13 protein-coding genes are annotated in these 16,059 nt (G+C 64.5%); 3 read left to right on the plus strand and 10 right to left on the minus strand.

Going from position 1 to position 16,059, the window contains the following annotated elements; translation table 11 throughout:
• Positions 1–82: 82 nt before the first annotated feature.
• The 8 genes from CH251_RS03475 to mftE form a co-directional block, all read right to left on the minus strand.
• The gene (locus tag CH251_RS03475; protein ID WP_094611834.1) at positions 83–1,060 is read right to left on the minus strand and encodes a cation diffusion facilitator family transporter; all 978 of its coding nucleotides are present in this window, start codon (positions 1,058–1,060) and stop codon (positions 83–85) included.
• Positions 1,061–1,140: 80 nt separating this feature from the next.
• Positions 1,141–1,680, minus strand: a complete 540-nt coding sequence (locus tag CH251_RS03480; protein ID WP_179273616.1) for a DUF779 domain-containing protein — start codon at positions 1,678–1,680, stop codon at positions 1,141–1,143.
• Positions 1,680–3,203: an aldehyde dehydrogenase family protein gene (locus tag CH251_RS03485; protein WP_094611835.1), complete on the minus strand. Its 1,524-nt coding sequence runs from the start codon at positions 3,201–3,203 to the stop codon at positions 1,680–1,682. Before CH251_RS03485 ends, CH251_RS03480 begins: the two co-directional genes overlap by 1 nt.
• A gap of 123 nt (positions 3,204–3,326) precedes the next feature.
• Complete coding sequence (locus CH251_RS03490) at positions 3,327–4,622, minus strand: transcriptional regulator (RefSeq protein WP_094611836.1); 1,296 nt, start codon at positions 4,620–4,622, stop codon at positions 3,327–3,329.
• Positions 4,623–4,731: 109 nt separating this feature from the next.
• Positions 4,732–4,869: a hypothetical protein gene (locus tag CH251_RS27355; RefSeq protein ID WP_167326762.1), complete on the minus strand. Its 138-nt coding sequence runs from the start codon at positions 4,867–4,869 to the stop codon at positions 4,732–4,734.
• Positions 4,870–4,961: 92 nt separating this feature from the next.
• Entirely contained in the window at positions 4,962–6,446 is a 1,485-nt protein-coding gene (gene mftG / locus CH251_RS03495) for a mycofactocin system GMC family oxidoreductase MftG (RefSeq protein WP_094611837.1), read from the minus strand.
• Positions 6,447–6,479: 33 nt separating this feature from the next.
• Positions 6,480–7,877 (minus strand): mycofactocin biosynthesis glycosyltransferase MftF, encoded by a 1,398-nt coding sequence (gene mftF, locus CH251_RS03500; RefSeq protein WP_094611942.1) that lies wholly within the window; start codon positions 7,875–7,877, stop codon positions 6,480–6,482.
• A 125-nt stretch (positions 7,878–8,002) separates the two neighbouring features.
• On the minus strand, positions 8,003–8,689 hold the full coding sequence (gene mftE, locus CH251_RS03505) for a mycofactocin biosynthesis peptidyl-dipeptidase MftE (RefSeq protein WP_094611838.1): 687 nt from the start codon (positions 8,687–8,689) through the stop codon (positions 8,003–8,005).
• 70 nt (positions 8,690–8,759) lie between these two features.
• On the opposite strand from mftE, the gene CH251_RS03510 reads away from it, so the two are divergent.
• The 3 genes from CH251_RS03510 to CH251_RS03520 all read left to right on the plus strand — a co-directional run bounded on the left by CH251_RS03510 (position 8,760) and on the right by CH251_RS03520 (position 11,968).
• A complete protein-coding gene (locus CH251_RS03510; RefSeq protein WP_094611943.1) occupies positions 8,760–9,476 on the plus strand; it encodes a GntR family transcriptional regulator in 717 nt (238 codons plus the stop codon).
• Positions 9,477–9,672: 196 nt separating this feature from the next.
• Positions 9,673–11,226, plus strand: coding sequence for an NCS1 family nucleobase:cation symporter-1 (locus tag CH251_RS03515; protein WP_094611944.1), 1,554 nt, complete (start codon positions 9,673–9,675; stop codon positions 11,224–11,226).
• A gap of 10 nt (positions 11,227–11,236) precedes the next feature.
• Complete coding sequence (locus CH251_RS03520; protein WP_094611839.1) at positions 11,237–11,968, plus strand: aspartate/glutamate racemase family protein; 732 nt, start codon at positions 11,237–11,239, stop codon at positions 11,966–11,968.
• A gap of 3 nt (positions 11,969–11,971) precedes the next feature.
• Here the strand turns inward: CH251_RS03520 and CH251_RS03525 are convergent, their stop codons facing one another.
• Both CH251_RS03525 and CH251_RS03530 read right to left on the minus strand, forming a co-directional pair.
• Positions 11,972–12,169 carry a hypothetical protein gene (locus tag CH251_RS03525; RefSeq protein WP_094611840.1) on the minus strand — a complete coding sequence of 66 codons (198 nt, stop codon included), beginning with the start codon at positions 12,167–12,169 and terminating at the stop codon, positions 11,972–11,974.
• Between the two features lie 27 nt (positions 12,170–12,196).
• Complete coding sequence (locus CH251_RS03530; protein WP_094611841.1) at positions 12,197–15,970, minus strand: hypothetical protein; 3,774 nt, start codon at positions 15,968–15,970, stop codon at positions 12,197–12,199.
• Positions 15,971–16,059: the final 89 nt, after the last annotated feature.

The following is a 16,059-nucleotide window of genomic DNA, read 5'->3' on the forward strand; positions in this document are numbered from 1 at the left end:
CAACACGTGTGGCGCGCGAATCGGTTCAAGATAGGCCCGTGATGTAAGCGCCGCGTCATCGATGAGTGACGGGCGAATTACGTCAGGTATCGACGGCGTTCACGTCGCCGATGTCTCCCTCGTCCGGTTCGGCGACTGTCAGTACCGCGTCCACCACAGCCCTGTTGGTTTCCAACTCACGCTCCAGCCGCCGGAGCGTGTGCGCGATGCGTGATTCTGCGAAATCACCGACGAGATCGACACTCGCCACCACGTAGATCTGTTTGGGACCGACGAACTCGATGCGCACGAATCTGACCGACGCCACCTCGGGAAGTTGCTCGATCCGCTGCACCACCGCGTTCCATAATGCTCTCGATCCCGGTTCGCCGGTGAGGAATCGACGGTTCCGATCGATCAATACGAAGGCGACGATTCCGAGCAGCACACCCACCAGGATGGAGCCGATGGCGTCGAACGCCGCCGATCCGGTGAGCTGATGCAACCCGATTCCGGTGCCGGCGATGACGATGCCGATCAGTGCGGCACTGTCCTCCGCGAACACTGCCCGCAGCGTCGGATCGGAGGTCTCGAGCGCGTAGTCGAGGAAGTCCTTGTCGTATTCGGCCGCTTCACCGCGAATCTGCCGAACCGACTGCAGGAACGACACTCCCTCCAGCAGAAAAGCGATGGCGAGCACCACATACGCGACGAGGTAGTTCTCGCTGCTCGATTCGCCGGCGAGCAACGACGTGATGCCGTGCCACACCGACACGGCCGCACCGGCGACGAAGAGTCCGATCGCCGCGAGCGTCGACCAGAAATAGGTCTCCCGCCCGTACCCGAGTGGCCGTCGATCATCGGGCCCACGTGATCCACGGCGATTGGCGACGAGCAGGAATATCTCGTTTCCGGTATCCGCCCACGAGTGCGCAGCTTCGGCGACCATGGAGGCCGATCCGGTGAACACGGCCGCGAACGTCTTCGCGATCGCGACGCCGAGATTGGCGACGAAAGCGATGACCACAGTGCGCAGGCTCTCGCCGCCGTCGGCGTCGTCGGACTTCGGTGCGCTCTTCATCTTTCGCACTGTATGCGCTGCGCGCAGTGGTGCGGTTATGTGCCACCTGCGGCATCCAACCGCACCACTGCCGCAGGCACTCAGCCCTGAAGCATCCCCGGGACGGGACACGCGTCGACGGCCTCGGCGACCACCAAGGGGTCTGCGGGAACCTCCGGTCGTCGACCTTCTTCCCAGTCGACGCCGACCAGTGGTGGATGCTCCGCGAGGATGGCGTTCTCCTCGGCGGTGTAAGCGCGTCCGCGGCTGAGGAACCGCACTCCCTCCGGCGATTCGAGCGAGAATCCACCACCGCGGCCGGGAACCACGTCGAGCACCAGTTGAGTGTGCTTCCACGCCTGGAACTGAGATCCCGAAATCCACACCGGTACACCGTCGCTCCCGGTCGGCAGGTCCTGTGGGACCTCGCCGACCCCGAGTCGAAGGTCGATGTATCCCAGGAGGACATCCCGGTCGCCGACGATGAATTCGCCTGCGGGATAACACATCGGCGACGACCCGTCACAGCATCCCCCGGACTGATGCATCATCAGTTCCCCGTGGATACCGCCGAGGCGACGGAGCAGGTCCATCGCCTCGACGGTGGTCTTCAGCCGCGCGGGCTGCGCAGCGCTGGTCATCAGAAGAAGCCCTGGGCCTTCTGGGCGTAGCTGACGAGCAGGTTCTTGGTCTGCTGGTAGTGATCGAGCATCATCTTGTGGTTCTCGCGGCCGATACCGGACTGCTTGTAGCCACCGAACGCGGCGTGCGCGGGGTACTGGTGGTAGGTGTTGGTCCACACGCGACCGGCCTTGATGTCGCGTCCGGCGCGGTAGGCGACGCCGCCGTCACGAGACCAGACGCCTGCTCCGAGTCCGTAGAGGGTGTCGTTGGCGATGTCGATGGCATCGTCGTAGTCCTTGAAGGACGTGACCGACACGACCGGGCCGAAGATCTCCTCCTGGAAGATGCGCATGTTGTTCTTGCCGGTGAAGATCGTCGGCTGCACGTAGTAGCCACCGTTCAGATCTCCGCCGAGCTGCGCACGCTCACCGCCGGTGACGACCTGTGCGCCCTCGCCCTTGCCGATCTCGATGTACGAGAGAATCTTCTCGAGCTGATCGTTCGATGCCTGCGCGCCGATCATGGTCTCGGTGTCGAGCGGATCGCCCTGTCGCACAGCCTTGGTGCGGATGGCGGCCAAGGCGAGGAACTCGTCGAAGATGTCCGCCTGGATCAGCGAACGCGATGGGCAGGTGCACACTTCACCCTGGTTGAGGGCGAACATCGTGAAGCCTTCGAGGGCCTTGTCCTGGTAGTCGTCGTTGGCCTGCAGCACGTCGGAGAAGAAGACGTTGGGGCTCTTGCCGCCGAGCTCGAGAGTCACCGGAATCAGGTTCTGCGACGCGTACTGCATGATGAGGCGGCCGGTGGTGGTCTCGCCGGTGAAGGCGATCTTGGCGATGCGCGGGCTCGACGCCAGCGGCTTGCCTGCCTCCACTCCGAATCCGTTGACGACGTTGAGCACGCCGGCGGGCAGCAGGTCGCCGATGATCGAGATCAGGTGCAGGATCGACGCGGGAGTCTGCTCGGCGGGCTTGAGCACCACGGCATTACCGGCAGCGAGAGCGGGTGCGAGCTTCCACACGGCCATGAGGATCGGGAAGTTCCACGGGATGATCTGCCCGACGACTCCGAGCGGCTCGTGGAAGTGGTAAGCCACTGTGTCGCTGTCGATCTCGGAGAGCGAGCCCTCCTGCGCGCGGATGCAGCCGGCGAAGTACCGGAAGTGATCGATGGCCAGCGGGATATCGGCGTTGAGGGTCTCGCGGATCGGCTTGCCGTTGTCCCAGGACTCCGCCAGTGCGATGGACTCGAGGTTCTCGGCGATGCGGTCGGCGATCTTGTTGAGAATCACGGCGCGCTCGGCGGCAGAGGTCTTGCCCCATGCGGGCGCTGCGGCGTGTGCGGCGTCGAGCGCGAGCTCGATGTCCTCGGACGTGGAGCGGGCGACCTCGCAGAAGTTCTCGCCGGTCACGGGCGTCGGGTTCTCGAAGTACTGACCCTTGACCGGCGGTACCCACTCGCCGCCGATCCAATTGTCGTAGCGCGACTGGAACGACATGACGGAATCGGCGGTACCTGGACGGGCGTAGACGGACATTGAAAATCCTCCTGATCGACACGTGCTTCACAGTTGATGCGATGTGTGATTCAAGACACTAGGGGTTGCAACGTTGCAACTACGTTGCTTCGTCTCATGCACGAGGACCGGTGGAGCCTGCGGTCAAATTCCCAGTTCGCGGTCGAGCAGATCGATGCGTGCGCTGACTTGCCCGTAGAGCGCGGAATCACTGCTCAGGGTGGCCCGATACGCCTCCCACGCGATCACGTCCGAGCGACCGTGAATGGACGATGTCCACTGCGCCAGCAGCACCGGATCTCCGAGTCGGAGCAATGCGGCCTGCATCCGCGACCGCAGTTCCTCGCGGATCTCCTCGATGCCGGGCGCGGACGATCCGGGCAGCACCGGGCCCGAGTAGATACGCAGAGCAGCCTCGACGTCGCCGCGGTCGAGGGCACGCCGGATGTCGCCGACGTCCGAGGACAGCTCGCCGACCAGACGGTAGGGCCGCGACGCCAGGCCTGCGGTCCCGAAAGCCTTGCGCAATCTCGACATCTCGGCGCGGATCGTCACCGAGTCCAGTTCCTGCTCGTCGAGCAGCACGGCGAGGTGGTCGGAGCTGAGGCCTTCGGGATGCTCCCCGAGCAGAAGCAGGATCTCCGCGTGTCGCTGCGAGAGCGGGATCCGGCCGGAACCGCGCACCACTCCCGGCCGTCCCGATCCGAGGACCTCGAGCCGAGGAGCAGTGTCTCCCAGCGATTTCGGAGAGTTCATCAGATGCAGGCGTAGCTCGGATTCGGCGGCGGCGACGGTGGCACGCACCAGCGAGAGCACCTCGGGTACCGCAACGCGGGGGCCACCGGTGATATCGATGGCTCCCAGGATGTGGCCGCTGGTGGGGTGGTGAACCGGTGCCGCCGAGCAGCTCCACTCGTGCACCGACCTGGAGAAGTGCTCGGACGCGAAGATCTGCACACTGTGGTCGACCGCGAGAGCAGTGCCGGGGGCATTGGTGCCCTTGCTCTCCTCGCTCCAATCGACCCCCTCGGCGAAGTCCATCGTGAGCGCTCGGTCCTTGGCCGCGGAATCACCCTCGACCCACAACAGCCGTCCCTCGGCATCGGAGATGGCCACGAGCAGACCCGTGTCCGAAGCGTCCTCGACCAGCAGCTTGCGGATGACAGGACGGATGATGGCCATCGGGTGCCCGTTGCGGTAACGCTCGAGATCCGGCCCGGTCAACGCAGGAGTGTCGTTGCCGCCGTCGGGATCGACGCCCTTGGTTCGACTGCGCATCCACGAATCGAGCACGACGGACCTCACCGTCGAGCCCTGGGTACGAATGTCGTCGACGAAAGATTGGTGGGCACTGGACATCTGGCGCGCGAGCACAGCGATGTCCTCGCCGGGGCGCACGGCGACCCAGGGGTTGCCACCACTGTTCGATCGGCTTGCCATTCGACGCTTCCTCCGTGACCTGTCCACATCGTTGTAACCCAGCTCACAAGCCAGGATACAGCCGTGGCCGGCGCGCGCGGCCCAGGCCGGTCGCGCCGACCCCGGGTGCCTACTTCTTCTTGACCGCCGAGGTGATGATGTCGTTGCTGGTGTCACCACTCGACTTGGCCCGCTTGTCCGCGCGCTTGTCCTTGAGAGATTTGCCGGATTTCTTGGTCATCGTGTTGCGGGGCGATTTGTCCGACATGGCAGTAACCCATCTATCGGGGAACCTGAACGGTCCCCAGACCACGAACGCTACGCCTCGACGCGCCGACCGTGGTCTTCAACAGCCACGACTCAGTGCGCCGGCTCGACTCCCACCAGTGCAGCGGCGCGCTCGGCGAACATGATGGCCGTCGCATGCGGGCCCCGGCTGGGCACCACCGGAAACGCCGAGGTGTCGACGACGAAGACACCGTCCACTCCGCGCACGCGGCAGTGTTCGTCGAGCACCGACCCCGGATCCGACTCCGGTCCCATCCGGGCGCTTCCGGACAGGTGCAGCGACGTACCGAGTGCCGCGAAGGGATCGTCGATCGCGGGGACTTCGACGCTGCAGGGCATCGACGGCGACGCGAGCAGATCTCGCGCCAGTTCGACGCCACCTCGCATCGCCCGCCGGTCGCTCTCCGATTCGAGATAGCGGTATCTCACGTCAGGGGCCTCGAACGGATCCGTGCTGCGCAGCGCGATACTCCCCCGCGCCGTCGAGCGCATGAGGCCGACACCGAACACGTGCGGCCCACGCGCAAGACCGGAGATCAGTCGATCGAATCTCCTGGTGTACGGCCTGATCTCCACGTCGCCCGCATGCAACACTGCTTCCAGAGCAGGAGATGGCGTCGAGAATTCCGTCGTCGGCACCACGGGAACGGCAACCTCGGGATGGTCACTGAAGCCGGCTCCGACTCCCGGACTGTCGACGACCACCGGAATCCCCAGTGCAGCCGAGCTTTCGGACGCTCCGATGCCTGATCGCAGCAGCAACGCGGGGGTGTGCACCGCGCCGGCCGAGAGTACAAGGGTGTCGGACTCGACGACGGTGCGTACCCCGTCGACGATGATCTCGACCCCGATCACCCTGCTGCCCTTGAACTTCAACGACGCAACCGTCGTATTGCCTTGTACCCGTAAGTTCTTTCGGCCGATGACCGGTAAAAGATATGCCACAGCGGCACTTACGCGGATCCCGTTGCGGATGTTGGACGGTACCGCACCTACTCCGCCCACGGCCGCGGCGGGAGCGTTCAGGTCCTCGTGGAATCGAAAACCCGCGTTCCCAGCGGCCTGCACGAACGATGCGGTCAGAGGATGTCGGTCCTGCTCGGGTGTGCGCGAGACCGGCATCGGCCCGCGGGAACCGTGCCACCGATCGATCGCTCCGGCATCGAGATCGGTTTCGGAGCCGATGTAGAACGGCAGCACCTGATCGAAGGACCACAACGACTGAGGCCAAGCGTCGAAGTCACCCGGCGTGGCGCGGACGAAATAGCCACCGTTCACCGCGCCGGAGCCTCCCAGCACCCGGCCTCGCGCGATCGTCCGAGACACACCCGCCGCGAGTTCGGCCGCATAGGTTCCCACCCATTCGCTACCGGGGCCGATCGGAAGCGTCGACGCGTCGAGCAAGGCCGCCGGGACATCGGCGACGCCGGAGAACGCCGGCCCGGCTTCGAGCAACAGCACCGACCGATCGGGGTCCTCACTGAGCCGCGACGCGAGAACGCAACCGCAGGATCCACCGCCGACGACGATGACGTCGGCGAACTCGATCGGGTTCACACCGTCGGCGGAGCCGACCGGGCTCGCACCTCGTCAGCCGTCGAGGCGGGGTTTGAGGGCCTCGACGCTGCGGGCGGACAGTGCGCCGCGCCACAGCCCCGCTCCGTAGGCGACGTCATCGGCTCGTTTGTAGAAGGCATAACGCACAGGATCGAGGCCGCCGAGCTCCCGATGCTTGTACCAATCCGAGAATGCCTCTGCCACAGCCAATCCCAGCGCGATTCTACGAATTCGACTCGACAGCAGCACGGCGAGCAGGGTGATCGGCCAATAATGTCGACACAGGGCCGACGCCAGTTGCCACAACCCCGCCACGAAACCCTCGGCGGCGAGAATGGCCGCGATCCGCGTGGGCTGATCGAGACCGACGAACATCTTGCGCAGGCGAACGATCGTCACGCCGAGTGTGGCGGCGGCACCGACGAGTCCGATCCGCGTCAGACTCGCGGCGAGCAGACACGCGACCAACGTCCACGGAGACATCGCGATCGGCGGCACCATGCCCGGATGACGCGCCGACAACGGTGTGGCACCGGTGCCGTAGAACAGCTTGCGGGCGAACCACTCGACGAAGGTGACGCGATGCTCGTGCGCGACGTGGGCGACGGGTTCGTAGCGCAGCCGCCACCCCGCCTCCTGCAGTCGCCAGCACAGGTCCACGTCCTCGGCCACGTGCATCGACTCGTCGAATCCGTCGCAGTCCATTGCCACCGACCGGCGCATCAACATCGCGGCGCTGGGAACGTACGACACCGAACTGCCTGCCCGTACCGCCGCTTCCTTGCGGCCCAGGTCGAGCGACGACCGGGCGTGTTCGTACCTGGCCAGCGCGCTGCCCTCGGGCTCGAGTGCGACGATGCGGGGGGCCACCAGAGCGACCGCCGGATCCGAGAAGTGACCGAGCATCACCTCCAGCCACCCCTTGCGTGGGACGACGTCCGAATCCAAGAACGCGACAAAATCCGTTGTGGCACATCGTAAGCCAGTGTTTCGCGCCGCAGCCGGTCCGCGTGAGCGCTCGTGCCGCAGCACCGTCACGCTGCCCACACTCCAGGAGATCCGCGGTACTGCGACCGGGACGTCAGAGCCGTCGTCGACGATGATGACGTGCAGACCGTGGAGTGCCGCGATCAAGCGCTCCAACCCCGCCTCGTTGTTCTTGAGCGGTACGACGACGGTGACGTCGCACGGCGACGGGATCGACATCGGGCGCGGGTTCCCGACACCCGAGTCGAGCAATTTGCGAGCCACGAGAGCGGACTGCGAGTCGGTCACTTCGATGAATCCATCGCCGATCATCGCCGCAGCGGTGGGTGCGAGCTTGAGCATGCGGGTCGGTGAACCACCGATCAGGACGCGTCCTTCGGAGAATGTGCGTACGCGTGGATCGACTCGCACCCCGAAGCCATCAGGCAACCGACCTTCACCCATCAGGAGATCGTAAGCGGACGAGACGCCGAAGTGTCGGCCACCCGTGAAATCGGACGGAACATACCTGTTCCCCGTTTTTCGCAGCTTCTCGTCTGGGTCGCGACCAGTCGTTTCACCGGGTTCGGTCACGAGATCACGCCCTGCTCGGAGGGACTCCATCGCCCGACTGCATCGGCTGCTCTGGTGCACATCTGCTCGAAGGCGCGACGCCCTTCGTCCGCATCGGCCCCGGTCGGATCGCCGAGCACGCCGTTGGCAGTGATCGGTGCCAATCCACCGTCGCGAAGTGCAGGCAGCAGGGCGGCGATGTCGGTCACATTTCCCACCTGCGCCTTCGCCATGTTCACCACCTCGGGCGAAAGGTGCAGTAGCAACGACGTTTCGGTCCGTCCGGCGTGAGCATCTGCTCCGGGTATCGCGCACGGAAACCACACGACATCGCGTCCCTCGTACCGGAGCTGCAGCACTGCGGTGCGCACCGTCGGCGCGTTTCCGCCGTGGCCGTTGACGAACACCACTCTCTCGGCCCACCGGCACGCGGAACGTCCGTACTCCACCAGAAGTGTTTCGAGCGCGGCTGCACCGATCGAGACGGTGCCGGGAAAGCCTTCGTGTTCGCCACTGGCCCCGTACGCGATCGACGGGGCCACGACTGCGTCGGGAATGGTTCGCGCCACGGCGTCGGCGATACGGGTGTCGGTGTCGAGGGGAAGGTGCGGTCCGTGCTGCTCGATCGAACCGACCGGCACGACGAGGGTCCTCGACCCGTCGACGTCCGGCCAGTACTGCGCACCGAGGGAGTCCGTGGCCATGGATGCAGATGCTATCGGATGGAACGAAGCCGTCACGCCGTCGAAACACACGGGCGCTAATCTTCGATTCGTGCCACCCCGTCGTCGATCCATATTGCTCTCGCAATTGTCGATATCGGCACCCGGCGGCCCGCAGCCGTCGATCCTGCGCGAATTGCGTTGCGTTATTCTCGCTGGCGACGCTCCACCGAATACCCCTATTCCACTCAACGAAGTCGCGGAACTGTTCGGGGTCAGCCGAATACCGGTGCGCGAGTCGCTCAAGACGCTGATCGGTGAGGGATTGGTCGATCATCGGCCGAATCTGGGCTATACGGTCGCCCAGTTGACGGCAGCCGAACTACGCGAAATGTACATCGTCCGAGAGGTTCTGGAGACGGCAGCGCTTCCGATCGCCGTCGAACTCGCCACCGATGCCGACCGCGAACACATCGCCGAGATCAATCGGCAACTCGAAGCGTCACTGGCTCGCGACGACTCGCGGGAGTATCACCGACTCTCACGTGAATTCCACCTGTCCCTGACGCGCCCGTCTCGGATGCACCGGTTGCTGCACATGCTCGAATCAGCATGGAACATAACCGAACCCGTGCAACCGATGGTGCATGTCGCCGGGTCCGACAGGGCGTCGCTGCACAGCGACCATGCCGATATGCTCACGGCATTCCTGGACGGCGATTCCGCCGGACTGCTCAGCGCAGCACAACATCACCACACGCGTCTCAATTCGGTCATTTCGACACTTTCGAACGACCACGGATTGTTTGCCGACCCGCCGTCGGAATAGCGGAGGAACGACCCGAAAAGATACGGGAGTGGAGCCTGCAGGAACGACCCGAAAAGATACGGGAGTGGAGCCTGCAGGAATGACCGAAAAGATATATCGCTCTCGTCACGAATGCGCAACACTTCGCCGCTAGCTTTTCCTCATTCGCTCGTTCACCTCCTTCGTTCACCTCAATGCCATGCCGTCAGGAGCATCGATGACAGATACAGCGCACGGTCCCGCTCAAACGGGAGATCTCGTGGAAGCCGCGGGCCACCCCGTCGGTGGTGGCCTGATCAAGGACAGCTACGACCCGCGGCTGACCAACGAGGACCTCGCTCCGCTGAAGAAGCAGACGTGGACGTCGTACAACCTGTTCGCCTTCTGGATGTCCGACGTGCACTCGGTCGGCGGTTACGTGACCGCGGGCAGCCTGTTCGCGCTCGGGTTGGCCAGCTGGCAGGTGCTGATCGCATTGCTCGTCGGCATCACGATCGTCTACTTCTTCTGCAACCTCGTCGCCAAGCCGAGCCAGGTGTCGGGTGTTCCCTATCCGGTCATCTGCCGCAGTGTTTTCGGCGTCCTCGGTGCCAATATTCCAGCCATCATTCGCGGTTTGATCGCAGTGGCCTGGTACGGCATTCAGACGTTCTTGGCCTCGGCCGCTCTCGACATCGTGTTGATCAAGTTGTTCCCGTCGCTGGCTCCGTACGCCGTCACCGCGGATTACGGTTTCGCAGGGTTGTCGCTGCTGGGCTGGGCGAGCTTCTTGTTCCTCTGGGTCGTCCAGGCCGCGGTGTTCTGGCGTGGCATGGAGTCCATTCGTAAGTTCATCGACTTCTGCGGCCCGGCCGTCTACGTCGTGATGTTCATGCTGTGCGGCTACCTGATCTGGAAAGCAGGCTGGGGCGCAATCGATCTCAATCTCGGTGAGGTCGAGCACACCGGTCTGAGCTCCATTCCGGTGATGCTGGGTGCCATCGCTCTGGTCGTCTCCTACTTCTCGGGCCCGATGCTGAACTTCGGCGACTTCTCCCGCTACGGCAAGTCCTACGCGGCGGTGAAGAAGGGCAACTTCCTCGGCCTGCCGGTGAACTTCCTGGTGTTCTCGATTCTCGTCGTCGTCACCGCCTCCCTGACGCTTCCGGTGTTCGGTGAACTGATCACCGATCCGGTCGAGACCGTCGCCCGGATCGACAGCACGTTTGCCATCGTCCTCGGAGCACTGACCTTCACAATCGCCACCATCGGCATCAACATCGTCGCCAACTTCATCTCCCCTGCATTCGACTTCTCGAACGTCAGCCCCCAGCGCATCAGCTGGCGCGCAGGCGGCATGATCGCCGCCATCGGCTCGGTGCTGATCACGCCATGGAACCTGTACAACAACCCCGACGTCATCCACCTGACGCTCGAGACCCTCGGTGCATTCATCGGACCCCTGTTCGGCATCCTCATCGCCGACTACTACCTCGTCCGCAAGCAGAAGGTCGTGGTCGACGAGCTGTTCTCGATGTCGCCCACCGGGCTGTACTGGTACTCCAAGGGTTACAACCCGGCCGCGGTGTACTCCACCATCGTCGGCGCATTGGTCGCGATGTTCACCGTGCTCTTCAACGGGGCCATCGACGGTATGGAGATCGCCGGTATGTCGACGGCATCGAAGTACAGCTGGTTCATCGGCTGCGGCATCGGATTCGTCATGTACTACTACCTGGCGACGCGAACCAAGCTTGCTGTCACCAACTTCGACGTTCCAGCGAAGGCATAGGATTTCTTCCGTGCTCATCAAGGTCATCAATCCGAACACCACCAGTTCGATGACCGCAACGATCGGCGACTGTGCCCGGGCCGTGGTCGGCCCGGGCACGGTCGTCGACGCGGTCAGCCCCTCGATGGGGCCCGTGTCCATCGAAAGTCACGTCGACGAAGCGCTCAGCGTCCCAGGCATTCTCGCCGAGATCGCCCGTGGCGAGGCCGCGGGGGTCGACGGCTACGTCATCGCCTGCTTCGGAGATCCCGGCATCGACGCAGCCCGCGAGCTGGCGGCCGGGCCGGTCATCGGCATCGCCGAGGCGGCCATGCACGCCGCGAGCTTCCTGGGCCGAGGATTCAGCGTCGTCACCACACTCGGACGCACCATCGGGCGTGCTCAGGATCTCGCGAACCACTACGGCTTCGGACGCCACTGCCTCGGCATCCATGCGTGCGAGCTGCCGGTCCTCGATCTCGAGACCGATCCCGATGCCCGCAAGATCGTCACCGAGGCGTGCCGCGTCGCCGTCGAGACGGACGGCAGCGATGCCGTCGTACTCGGATGCGCGGGCATGGCCGATCTGTGCCAACACATTTCGGCCGAGATCGGCGTACCGGTGGTCGACGGTGTGGCCGCGGGAACCCTTTTCGCTCAGTCCCTCGTCTCGCTGGGACTGGGCACCGGAAAGCGGGGCGAATTCGCGACTCCGCCGGCCAAGCTCTACACGGGGATGCTCGAGGGCTTCAGCCGCGAGTGACTGCTACCGCGAACGAGTCAGCGTGGCAACGGTGTAGCCGATCGCTCCGCCGGCGACCAGCACGCCGACGAGCAGCAACACAACCTGCAGAACAGTCGACATCGAGTCCGCGAACAACGCTACGTAGACCACGACGCAGGACGCGACGATCGCGATGAGAGCAGACAGTGTCGGGGGGACTCTCGGAGACTTGTCGGTCATGGTGTCAGTACACCATCTCCGAGTCCATCAGGTCTCGCACAAGCCCCGATAGGGAACACCGGGTAGGTATTGGGCCCATTCCGCTTCCGTCACCACCGACCCGCCGGATTCGCACAGATGGGTACGAACCTCGTCGGGGTCGGTTCGCCAGATGCGAACATCGCGGGCCGTGCCACCGCCGAACAGCACTCGCCCGTCCGCGGCGAAAACAGCGTCGTTGACGCGCTGACCGTATGCGGTGAGGGCGGCGTACTGCGACGGTGCGGCACGGTCCGCCACATTCCACAGCCAGACCGACGATCCACCGTCGCCCGCGGCCAACCGGGTGCCGGACCGATCGAAGGCGAGCGAGGAGATCGGGCTCGACGGCCCGACGACTCGAGCCAGGTGCTGCGGTTCTGCGGAGTCTGTCATGTCCCACAGTCGAATCGAGCGATCAGCACTGCCCGCGGCAAGAGTTCTCCCGTCCGGTGAGATGGCCACGGCCTGGACGCTACTTCCGAAACCGCCGAGCACGGCCGTCCGGCGCGGATCGGTCGGGTCTCCGACATCCCACAGCTCGACCACACCACCGACACTGGCGATGGACAGTACGGACGCATCGGGAGACAGTGCCATTCCGGCGGGATAGTTTCCCGCATTCAGGGTCGACACCATGCGCGGAGCGGCAGGGTCCAGAAGCGACCACAACGACACGTCGTTCGAGTTCTGGCCGGACGCGACCAGCAAGGTCCCGGTGCGGTCGAAGACCAACACAGCAGTCAGACTGCTCGTTGCCGTCCGAACGGTGCCGAGCGCCACCGGATCGGCGAGATCGGTTGTGTCCCACAGCTGAAATCCTCCGGTTGCCGTACCCGCCGCCGCCCGGGTTCCGTCCGCAGTGAGCGCCACCGCGCCCGTCTGGTCCATACCGTCACCGATGACCAACGGCTTCGACGCCACCGGATGCTCGACGTCCGAGACGTCCCAGAGCGTCGTGGCGAGAGCCCGGGTGCCTGCTCCGACGAGCAAACGCGTTCCCGATGCACCGATGGGGTTCTGAAAGATCGTGTCGCCGGCATCGGCGAGAGCTGGTCCGGGCAGCGGCCAGATCCGGGTGATTCCATCGCCACTGGCAGTGACGATCGACGAGCGATCCGGGGTGAATACGAGCGAACTCACCTCGGAAGGACCGGGAAGCGTCAGCTGTGGCGTTCCCGAGGCCGCGTCCCACACCTTCGAGGAATTGTCCGAACTCGCCGCAGCGATCAGAGTCCCGTCCCCGCTGAACGCCACATCGTTGACATAGCTGGTGAATCCCGTCAACGCCGGCAGAGGAGACAACCGGCCTGCGTCGACAGCCCACCGCAGAACCTCACGACCGGTAGTACCGGCGATCAACGTGGTGCCGTCAGGCGAGAAGGCCAACTGTTGTGCGGTGTAGGTCGATCCGTCCGAGGGGACGTCGATCAGTGGAACGGTGGGGGCTGCTGGAGACCTCGTCAGCTGCGCGGCGTCCCACAACCGCATCGCGCGCCCGGGACCGACCGTCACCAGGTACCGCCCATCGGGGCTGAACTCAGTCGCTGTCGGTGAACCGGGTTGAGCCACTTCGGCCACTGCGGTCGGCCGCGCAGGATCGGCGACGTCGAGGACAGGCAACGACTCGGCCCCGGTGCCGACGAGAAGCAAGCGGCCATCGGGAGAGTAGGACAGGTTTCGCACCTCGTCGACATCGTTGCGCGACAACATTATCGGTGCCGTCGGATCCGACACATCCCACAGTTCGACGCCGTAGAACCCACCCACGGCGAGAACGTCACCCCGCGGATCGAACGTCAGCGCCGATGCGTCACGAGAGGTGATCTCGCCGAGTCGCGCGTGGCCGTCCGCGAGGGACCACATCCGGACGCGACCGTCGGAACCAGCTGTTGCCACGAGGCTTCCGGCCGGGTCGACCGAGGTCACCGCCCCGCCTTCCACACCGAGTAACCGCACCGGAGTGTGGATCGCGGACGAATCGAGTATTGCTGATCGCGCCTCGGACGTTCGATCCACCTCGTACGACGCCAACGCGAAGTACGCCGCCAGACCGGGATCTTGATTCCTCAATTGGCTTGCGACACCAGCGATTTGACGAGAGACGGCTTCTGCCTCTGCATGTTCGGCATCGACCCGCCGTTTGTTCGCGTCCGAGCGAGCGACGAACGCGGTGACCGCCAGTGTCACCGACAGTACGGTCAGAATCGCCAATGCAGTGACGAGCGTTTCGAGAATGCGTCGTCGACGTCGGTCGTTTCGGTGTTGTTGCTCGATTCGATTCGCACTTGCTTCGAGGTAGAGCCTCTCGATGGAATTGAGATCGCGCCGACGCACCGGTCCGACGGATTCCTGTACCACCACCAGCCTGGACTCCGGCAACAGCGAGCCCTCGTCGCGGTCGTTGTTCTCCCACAGTTCGGCCGCCTGGGTGAGCCGACGGTGTTCGACCAGCCACTGACGATCGTCGTCGAGCCACTCACGCAGCCGCTTCCATGCCGTGAGCAACGCCTCGTGCGTCACCTGGACCGTCTCTTCGTCGACGGTCAGCAGTCTGCCCGCGGCGAACCGTTCGATGACGACATCGACGTCGGTGACCACGTCCATGTCGTCGTCTCCGTGGAACAGCTCGAGACGATCGACGCGGCGGCGCGTGACCACGTCGTCGTCGAGATTGACCAGACGCATGAAGATGCGGCGTGCTTCGCGCTGCTGTTCGGAAGTCAAGGCGGAGAAGACTTCCTCGGCACTCTGGCCCACCGCTCCGCCGATTCCGCCGGTTGCGAGATAGTCCGCGACGGTCAGAGTTCTGCCGTTGGAAACCTGCCACGTGGTCAGCAGTGCATGCGAGAGCAACGGCAGGGCACCGGAGTCGTGGGCGAACTGCGATCCGCGTGGACCCAACTCGCCGATCAGTACCTGAACGAGGGCATCGTCGACGGTGACGCCCGCCTTGGCTGCAGGCGAGACGATGACTTCCCGCAACTGCGATTCGGTGAGGCGGCCGACGACCACAAGGTTGTCGGACAGTCCGGACAGCAGAGCATCCTCCGATACGGCGTTCTGATAGAAGTCGGCCCGCAGACCGACCACCAGCACCGACCCGGAGTCGCTCGAAGCCGATGCCGCACGAAGAAAGTTCTCGCGCTCGCGCGCTGTCGCCAGCGTCCACAACTCCTCGGCCTGATCCAGAACGACGACCGAACTCGACTCGAGCGACCCGACTCGCTCGGGAAAGGCACGGATATCGCCGACGCCCGAGCAGATTTCCGAACCAGCGAACCTCGATGCCAGGCCTGCACGCAGCAGCGAGGACTTCCCCGAACCCGATGCACCGACGACGAAGACGATGCCTCCACCTGTCTCCAGAACCTCACGGACGCGCGCGCTCAGACGCTCGACAACGTCGTCGCGTCCGAAGAACCACTCCGCATCGGCGGTCCCGAACGCCTCCAAGCCCTTGTACGGCGGGTTGCCCTTCGCCGGGTCGACCGAGCGCCTGCCCGAGACGGACCGCACCCTCGACACTGCGTCCCACCACCGTGCCCGCTCGTCCTCGTCGTCCACTCCGCAGGCGACGAGCACTGCAGCGAACATCTCGGCGCTGGCCTTCGTCGGTACGTGGTGACCGGAGAACCAGCCGCTGATGGTGCCGTGCAGGCCACCGGAACGCTCGACGATATCGCGGACCGTGGCATCCGCCCGAGTCCTGATGGCACGCAACCCCGCGGCGAATTCGGTGCGATCCGAGATCGACGAGGGATCCGGGCGATCAGAGGTCATGGGCGAGAACTATAGAGCCGGGAGATCATGAGCCGATGCACTCGAACACCCCACTGAGCAGCAGAAACTGCAAATTGCTGCGTTTGAAT

This window comes from Rhodococcus sp. 06-462-5, from assembly GCF_002258315.1.
Taxonomy (GTDB): domain Bacteria; phylum Actinomycetota; class Actinomycetes; order Mycobacteriales; family Mycobacteriaceae; genus Rhodococcoides.